Genomic DNA, 7,541 nt, shown 5'->3' with positions numbered 1-7,541 from the left:
CCCACCGGCACCGACGAAACCGAAGAGACCACCGCCCGCGAAACCGTCATCGTCGAGGTCGGCGGCAAGCGACTCGAGGTCTCCCTCCCCGCCTCGCTGGGGGTGGCGGCCGCACCGGCTGCCGCCTCGAAGAAGCAGAAGCGCAAGGCGGTCAAGAAGTCCGGCTCCGCGGCCTCCGGCGATGCCCTCGCCTCCCCGATGCAGGGCACCATCGTCAAGGTCGCCGTCTCCGAGGGCGACACCGTGGCCGAAGGCGACCTCATCGTCGTCCTGGAGGCCATGAAGATGGAACAACCGCTGAACGCCCACCGGGCGGGCACCATCAAGGGCCTGACGGCCGATGTCGGCGCCTCCCTCACCTCCGGCGCGGTCATCTGCGAGATCAAGGACTGACGCCGCACCACCGCACCGCACAGGCGGGCCCCGGCCGGATCTTCCGGCCGGGGCCCGCCGCGTTCGCGTCGGTGGTGCGTCAGCGGCTCTTCACCACGTCCTGCGGGAAGGTCAGCTGGCCGCTCATCCACCGCAGGGCCGCGGACAGCTCACGCCGCCAGGTACGGAAGTTGTGGCTGCCCTTGTCCAGGATGATCGACTCCGCGCGCATCGGCGGCCGGACCGCGCCCAGGAATGCCCGAGTGGCGCCGTAGTCCGATTCGCCGTGACGGCTGGAGGCCACCAGCACCGACACCTGCGGCTGGGGCAGATTCCGCAACCGCCACAGCAGATCGTGCTCCCGCTTCCTGCGCTGCCCCTCTGGGCCGCCGCCGAAGAGATCGCCGGTGGTGGGGTCGTTGACCACCCGGTAGTCGGGCGACAGGGCCGCCGCCGCGCTGTAGACCCGCGGATGGCGCATGGTCAGCTGGAGGGCGCAGGTGCCGCCCGAGGAGTAGCCCAGCACACCCCAGGCACTGGGGTCATGGCCCACCCGGTAGTGGTCCTCCAGCGCCTCGGGGAGGTCCCGGGCGAAGTACGTCTCGGCCTGCGGCCCGCCCGGTACGTCCACACACTCGGTGTCGCGCGGCGGGGCGATCGTGGGGCGGACCATGACGATGATCGCGGGCTGCATCGCCCCGGTGCGGATCAGCCCGCCGGCGGTCTGCGGGACCCGCAGGTGCTGCGCCAGCAGATAGGACCCGCCGGGATAGCCGCTGATCGCCACGATGACCGGGAAGCGCTGCCGGTCGTATTGGCGCTGGAAGTACTGCGGCGGCAGATAGACGTACGCGGGGTTGGCCACCCGGCTGCGGCGGCCCAGGATCCGTACCGACTCGACCTTGCCGACCTTCTCGGGACGCCCGCTGGGCAGCCCGTGCACCTTGTCCAGCCCCTGCGGCGGCGCGGACTGCACCAGCCCGCCCGACACATGCGCCGACTGCGCACCGCCGCCGCCCACCTCGGAGAGGGCGGCGGGTGCCGCGTCGCCCCCGCCCAGCAGCTCGTCCCAGGACCCGTAGAACTGGAAGTTGGCGTTGACCGCGAGGGCCAGCGCGGCGGCGATCGCGCACTGCGTCATCGCGAGGGAGCCGAGCCGGCCCAGCCAGGCGCGGACGGTGCGGCCGGCGAAGCGTGGCCACAGCCAGGCCGTGAGCGCCACGCACACCACGGCGACGGCGATCATCACATACTCGAGCGCTCGACTGGTCAGTCCCATTGGTTCTTCCACTCCCGTTCACCGCAACGCACGGTGCTTGCGCCGTGTTTGATGGCGATTGCGTGAAACGGCGTTGCCTGGGCGGGGAGTTGTTTCCGTTCCGTTCCCTGAATCGCTCCTTCCGTTATCCCCTTCGCTACCGTCCCGACATCCAGCCGCCCGAAGACCGCCCCGGGTCATCCCCGGTCACGTAATGGCATGCTTGACCTACAGGCAGGTACGGCCGGGCACGGCAGGGAGGACCGCGATGGCGATCGAGACAGCCACGGCGCAGACGCCAGCGCGCCCCATGCGCGCCGACGCGCGCCGCAACTACGAGCGGCTGCTGGCGGAGGCCCGTACGGCCTTCACTCAGCACGGCACCGATGCCTCGCTGGAGGACATCGCGCGCCGCGCGGGCGTCGGCATCGGCACGCTCTACCGGCACTTCCCCAACCGCACCGCGCTGATGGGCGCGGTCTTCCAGGGCGAGATGTGCGCCCTGCTGGAGCACTCGCGCGAGCTGGCCAAGGCACCGCAGCCGTGTCATGCGCTGGTCGACTGGCTGCGGGCGATCGTCCACCACGCGAGTACGTACCGGGGGCTCGCCCAGGCCCTGATGGCGTGCTCGGCGGACGAGAGCTCGGAGCTGTCCCGCGGCTGCGGGCTGCCGCTGCGCGAGGCAGGCAGCGAGCTGCTCGCCCGCGCCCAGCGGGCCGGGGCGGTGCGGTCCGATGTGGTCATCGCCGATCTGATGCAGCTGACCACCGCGATCGCGCTGGCCGTCGAGCAGTCGCCGGACGACCCGGAGCTGGCCGACCGGCTGCTGGCCCTGACCTTCACCGGCCTCAAGGCGCGCTGACCCAGCGGCCTCAAGGCCCACCGACCCGAAGGCCGCCGCCCCGCCACGCACGCCCCGTCAGCGACGGCGCGGCGCCAGATCCGCCACCCGGCCCGGCTGTTGGTCCGCCAGCGGCGCCGCGCTGCGCAGCTGGGCGGCGCCGGGGCCCGGTGGATGCGGATGGTTACGGCGCGGCCCCGGCAGCGGCAGCCCGTCCTCGCCGCCGCGCGGCTGGGAGGGGCCGAGCCGCCCCGACTGCCGCCCCGCCGAACCGCCCTCGCCACCGGCCGGGCCGGACCCCGCGCCCGGCCCGGCCACGGCGATCTGAACCCCCTGGTCCGCAAGTGCCTGGAGCTCGGTCAGGGCACGGTCGTCATGGGCGGGCGGCTCATCGGTCACCAGCCGGGTGATCACATCGGTGGGCACCGTCTGGAACATGGTGTCGGTGCCCAGCTTCGTATGGTCGGCGAGCACGACCACCTCCGCAGCCGCCTGGACCAGCGCCCGGTCGACGCTGGCCGAGAGCATGTTGGAGGTGGACAGCCCGCGCTCGGCGGTCAGCCCACTGCCGGACAGGAAGGCGCGCGAGACCCGCAGCCCCTGCAGGGACTGCTCGGCGCCGCTGCCGACCAGGGCGTAGTTGGAGCCGCGCAGGGTGCCGCCGGTCATCACGACCTCGACGCGGTTGGCATGCGCCAACGCCTGCGCGACCAGCAGGGAATTGGTGACCACGGTCAGCCCCGGGACCCGCGCGAGCCGGCGGGCCAGCTCCTGCGTGGTCGTTCCGGCGCCGACCACGACGGCCTCGCCCTCGTCGACGAAACCGGCCGCGAGATCGGCGATGGCCGTCTTCTCTGCGGTCGCTAGATGGGATTTCTGCGGGAAGCCGGACTCCCTGGTGAATCCGCCCGGCAGCACCGCACCGCCGTGCCGGCGGTCGAGCAGTCCTTCTGCCTCCAGCGCCCGCACATCGCGCCGTACGGTCACTTCGGAGGTCTGGACGACGCGGGCGAGCTCCCGGAGCGACACCGCTCCGTTCGCACGCACCATTTCAAGGATCAATTGACGACGTTCTGCAGCGAACACGAAACTGACAGTAACGCCAACGACTGTCTGTTTTCAGCAGCTTGCACTAATTAGCAGAAGTTGTTCGTCTGCGAGCCCGGGAGCTGCTATAAGGGCGCGGGCTACGACTCTTCCTGGGTCTTCCGCGTGTGCAACTGCCGCGCCACCTCGGCGATCGACCCGGACAGCGACGGGTAGACGGTGAACGCCTTGGCGATCTGCTCGACCGTCAGGTTGTTGTCCACCGCGATCGATATGGGGTGGATCAGCTCGCTCGCGCGCGGCGCGACCACGACGCCGCCGACCACGATGCCGGTGCCCGGACGGCAGAAGATCTTCACAAAGCCGTCCCGGATGCCCTGCATCTTCGCCCGCGGGTTGCGCAGCAGCGGCAGCTTCACCACTCGGGCGTCGATCTTACCGCTGTCCACGTCGGCCTGGGAGTAGCCGACCGTGGCGATCTCGGGATCGGTGAAGACATTGGCCGAGACCGTCTTGAGGTTCAGCGGGGTGACCGCGTCCCCGAGGAAGTGGTACATCGCGATCCGGCCCTGCATCGCCGCCACCGACGCCAGCGCGAACACCCCGGTGCAGTCACCGGCCGCGTAGACGCCCGGCGCGCTGGTGCGCGACACCTTGTCGGTCATGATGTGCCCCGACTCCTTGATCCGGACCCCGGCCTCCTCCAGGCCGATGTCCGCCGTGTTCGGGATCGAGCCCACCGCCATCAGACAGTGGGTGCCGGAGATGATCCGCCCGTCCGACAGCGTGACCTCCACCCGGTCGCCCACCCGCTTGGCGGCCTGCGCCCGCGACCGGGACATCACATTCATGCCCCGCCGGCGGAAGACGTCTTCCAGAACCGCCGCGGCGTCCGGGTCCTCACCCGGCAGCACCCGGTCCCGGCTGGAGACCAGCGTGACCTTCGACCCCAGCGCCTGGTAGGCGCCCGCGAACTCCGCGCCCGTGACACCGGAGCCGACCACGATCAGCTCCTCCGGGAGCTCGTCGAGGTCGTACACCTGCGTCCAGTTCAGGATCCGCTCACCATCCGGCAGCGCGTCCGGGATCTCCCTCGGATGGGCACCGGTCGATACCAGCACCGCGTCCGCGACCAGCGTCTCCTCAGTCCCGTCCGCCGCCCGGACGATCACCTTCCGCCTACCGTCCGGCCCCTGCGAGGGCTCCAGCCGTCCGTACCCGCGCATCACCCGGCCGCCCGCGCGCGTGACCGAGGCCGTGATGTCATGCGACTGGGCGAGCGCGAGCCGCTTCACCCGGCGGTTGACCTTGCCCAGGTCCACGCCCACCACGCGGGCCGCCTGCTCCAGCGGCGGGGTGTCATCGGCGACGATGATCCCCAACTCCTCGTACGAAGAGTCGAACGTCGTCATCACCTCCGCGGTGGCGATCAACGTCTTCGACGGCACACAGTCGGTGAGCACCGACGCCCCGCCCAGACCGTCGCAGTCGACGACGGTCACCTCCGCGCCGAGCTGCGCGGCGACCAGCGCCGCCTCATAGCCGCCGGGTCCGCCACCAATGATCACGATCCGAGTCACATGCTCCATTGTCCCGCACCGGCCGGATACCCTTCCGCCGGGGGGTTCGGGGCCGCCACCCCAAGGGTCGCTCCACCCCTCTCCCGTACCCTCTGAGCCATGTCGCTCTACGCCGCGTACGCCGGCAACCTCGACGCGCGGCTGATGTCCCGCCGCGCACCGCACTCACCGCTGCGCGGCACGGGCTGGATCACCGGCTGGCGCCTCACCTTCGGCGGGGAGCAGATGGGCTGGGAGGGAGCCCTCGCGACGATCGTCGAGGCCCCGCGCTCCCAGCTCTTCGTCGCCCTCTACGACATCGCCCCCATGGACGAGGACTCCATGGACCGCTGGGAAGGCGTCGGGCTCGACATATACCGCCGGATGCGGATCCGCGTCCACACGCTGGACGGCGACGAGCCGGCCTGGCTCTACGTGCTCAACGGCTACGAGGGCGGGCTGCCCTCCGCCCGCTACCTCGGCGAGCTCGCGGACGCCGCCGAATCCGCCGGGGCGCCCCACGACTACGTCATGGAACTGCGTAAACGCCCCTGCTAGACGCGGTGTGAATCACAACGATCCGGACACCGCCCACGGGGGTCTTCTACGCGCGTAGGCCGATACCGGCTACCCTCGTGCGCGTGAACGCATCAGTTACTTGGGACAACCAAGGCGACCCCCACGCCGCCGCCGACGCCGCCGCCACGCGCCTGCGCGAGCTGACCGGTGCGGAGACCCATGACGTCGCCGTGGTCCTGGGCTCCGGCTGGGTCCCCGCCACCGACGCCCTCGGAACGCCGGAGCATGAGTTCCCCGTCACCGAGCTGCCCGGCTTCCCGCCGCCCGCCGTCGAGGGCCACGCCGGCACGATCCGCTCGTACAAGATCAACGACAAGCGGGCCCTCATCTTCCTCGGCCGCACCCACTACTACGAGGGCCGCGGTGTCGCCGCCGTCGCACACGGCGTACGCACCGCCGTCGCCGCCGGCTGCAAGACCATCGTCCTCACCAACGGCTGCGGCGGCCTCCGCGAGGGCATGCGCCCCGGCCAGCCGGTGCTGATCAGCGACCACATCAACCTCACGGGCACATCCCCGATCGTCGGCGCCAACTTCGTCGACCTCACCGACCTCTACTCGCCGCGGCTGCGGGCCCTCTGCCAGCAGATCGACACGACCCTGGAGGAGGGCGTCTACGCCCAGTTCCCCGGCCCGCACTACGAGACGCCGGCCGAGATCAACATGGTCCGCACCCTCGGGGCCGACCTCGTCGGCATGTCCACCACCCTCGAAGCGATCGCCGCGCGCGAGGCGGGCGCCGAGATCCTGGGCATCTCCCTCGTCACCAACCTCGCCGCCGGAATGACCGGCCAGCCGCTCAACCACGAGGAAGTCCTCCAGGCGGGGCGCGACTCCGCCGCCCGGATGGGCGGCCTCCTGGCGCAGGTCCTCGACCGGCTCTGACCCTGACCTCGCCGGTCAGGCGACCCGGGCCCGCCGTCAGGGGGGCGGGCTTCCCCCCTGACGGCGTCACCCCGTGCTGCCGGGGTACCCAGAGGGCAGCCGCCAACTGAACAGTGTGCGGACCGTGTGCGCCCGCGCCCCGGGGCTCCGCCCCGGACCCGGGTCTCGGGGGCTCCACCCCCCGGCCGGCTATCGGAGTCCCGCCTGGACTCAGGGCGTGTCCTCAAGCGCCGGACAGGTTGGACCGACCGGACCAGAGGCCACCCATAGGACGAGCCACCGGACGCAGGAGCGGGCCAGCGGGCCGGAGAGGGCCCAGGCCTCCGCCCCGGCCCCCCGGCACGCCCTCCGGGGGATTGCGGGCCGACCGACGACCGGGCAGGAGATCGGGACCACTCGGCCCCGGCCCGCGCCTGTGGGACCCGGCCGGGGCCGGGGGCCACTCCCAGACCGGATACGGAGCCCGAGCGCCGAGACCCGGGACCGGGCCAGGACCGCCAGCCGGGACCCAGGACCGGAGCCGCCAGCCGGACGGAAAGGAACCCGGACCACCGGGCCCGGCAGCCAGACCGGACAAGGAACCCGGACCACCGGCCCAGGAACCCGCAGCCAGACCGGAGGGGAGGCCACCCACCGGCCGGACCCGGCAGCCAGACCGGACAAGGAACCCGGACCACCGGCCCAGGAACCCGCAGCCAGACCGGAGGGGAGGCCACCCACCGGCCGGACCCGGCAGCCAGACCGGACAAGGAACCCGGACCACCGGGCCAGGAACCCGCAGCCAGACCGGAGGGGAGGCCACCCACCGGCCGGACCCGGGACCTGACGGGACCGGGCCACCGGGGGCGGGCGCCGACGCTCGGGAGGGGGCCGCCGAGGGCCGGACTGGAGACCGCCCCACCGAGTCGCGGGTCGCCGAGGGGCGGACTGGCGACCGGAGGTGGGAGGGGGCCACCGGTCAGGGGGCCGCCGACGAGACGGGAGGGGGCGGGGGTGCAGGG

7 protein-coding genes are annotated in these 7,541 nt (G+C 72.1%); 4 read left to right on the top strand and 3 right to left on the bottom strand.

Translation table 11 applies throughout. The annotated features are described in order from the left end of the window. Nucleotides 1-393: biotin/lipoyl-containing protein (locus tag ABZS71_RS35145; protein WP_356216804.1), on the top strand; the 393-nt coding region annotated here is incomplete at its 5' end. Between the two features lie 79 nt (nucleotides 394-472). Here the strand turns inward: ABZS71_RS35145 and ABZS71_RS35140 are convergent. Next, entirely contained in the window at nucleotides 473-1,651 is a 1,179-nt protein-coding gene (locus ABZS71_RS35140) for an alpha/beta hydrolase-fold protein (RefSeq protein WP_356216801.1), read from the bottom strand. A gap of 247 nt (nucleotides 1,652-1,898) precedes the next feature. On the opposite strand from ABZS71_RS35140, the gene ABZS71_RS35135 reads away from it, so the two are divergent. Continuing rightward, nucleotides 1,899-2,492 (top strand): helix-turn-helix domain-containing protein, encoded by a 594-nt coding sequence (locus ABZS71_RS35135; RefSeq protein ID WP_355860585.1) that lies wholly within the window; start codon nucleotides 1,899-1,901, stop codon nucleotides 2,490-2,492. Between the two features lie 57 nt (nucleotides 2,493-2,549). Here the strand turns inward: ABZS71_RS35135 and ABZS71_RS35130 are convergent, their stop codons facing one another. Beyond that, nucleotides 2,550-3,557 carry a DeoR/GlpR family DNA-binding transcription regulator gene (locus ABZS71_RS35130; RefSeq protein ID WP_356216798.1) on the bottom strand — a complete coding sequence of 336 codons (1,008 nt, stop codon included), beginning with the start codon at nucleotides 3,555-3,557 and terminating at the stop codon, nucleotides 2,550-2,552. Nucleotides 3,558-3,658: 101 nt separating this feature from the next. After that, nucleotides 3,659-5,107, bottom strand: a complete 1,449-nt coding sequence (locus ABZS71_RS35125; protein ID WP_356216795.1) for an NAD(P)H-quinone dehydrogenase — start codon at nucleotides 5,105-5,107, stop codon at nucleotides 3,659-3,661. Between the two features lie 90 nt (nucleotides 5,108-5,197). Here ABZS71_RS35125 and ABZS71_RS35120 point away from each other — a divergent pair, with 90 nt between their 5' ends. Then, on the top strand, nucleotides 5,198-5,635 hold the full coding sequence (locus ABZS71_RS35120) for a gamma-glutamylcyclotransferase (RefSeq protein ID WP_355860579.1): 438 nt from the start codon (nucleotides 5,198-5,200) through the stop codon (nucleotides 5,633-5,635). 83 nt (nucleotides 5,636-5,718) lie between these two features. Continuing rightward, nucleotides 5,719-6,540 (top strand): purine-nucleoside phosphorylase, encoded by an 822-nt coding sequence (locus tag ABZS71_RS35115; protein ID WP_356216794.1) that lies wholly within the window; start codon nucleotides 5,719-5,721, stop codon nucleotides 6,538-6,540. Nucleotides 6,541-7,541: the final 1,001 nt, after the last annotated feature.

The sequence above is a fragment of the Streptomyces sp. NPDC005393 genome (genome assembly GCF_040606675.1).
Classification (GTDB): Bacteria; Actinomycetota; Actinomycetes; order Streptomycetales; family Streptomycetaceae; genus Streptomyces.
The sequence above is the reverse complement of the archived record's forward strand: the minus strand, read 5'-3'. Positions and strand labels throughout refer to the sequence as shown.

Bases quoted from the DNA above. Each gene is read 5' to 3' on its own strand.
- ABZS71_RS35140 (WP_356216801.1), bottom strand. From the start codon at position 1,651: ATGGGACTGACCAGTCGAGCGCTCGAGTATGTGATGATCGCCGTCGCC.
- ABZS71_RS35135 (WP_355860585.1), top strand. From the start codon at position 1,899: ATGGCGATCGAGACAGCCACGGCGCAGACGCCAGCGCGCCCCATGCGC.
- ABZS71_RS35125 (WP_356216795.1), bottom strand. From the start codon at position 5,107: ATGGAGCATGTGACTCGGATCGTGATCATTGGTGGCGGACCCGGCGGC.
- ABZS71_RS35120 (WP_355860579.1), top strand. From the start codon at position 5,198: ATGTCGCTCTACGCCGCGTACGCCGGCAACCTCGACGCGCGGCTGATG.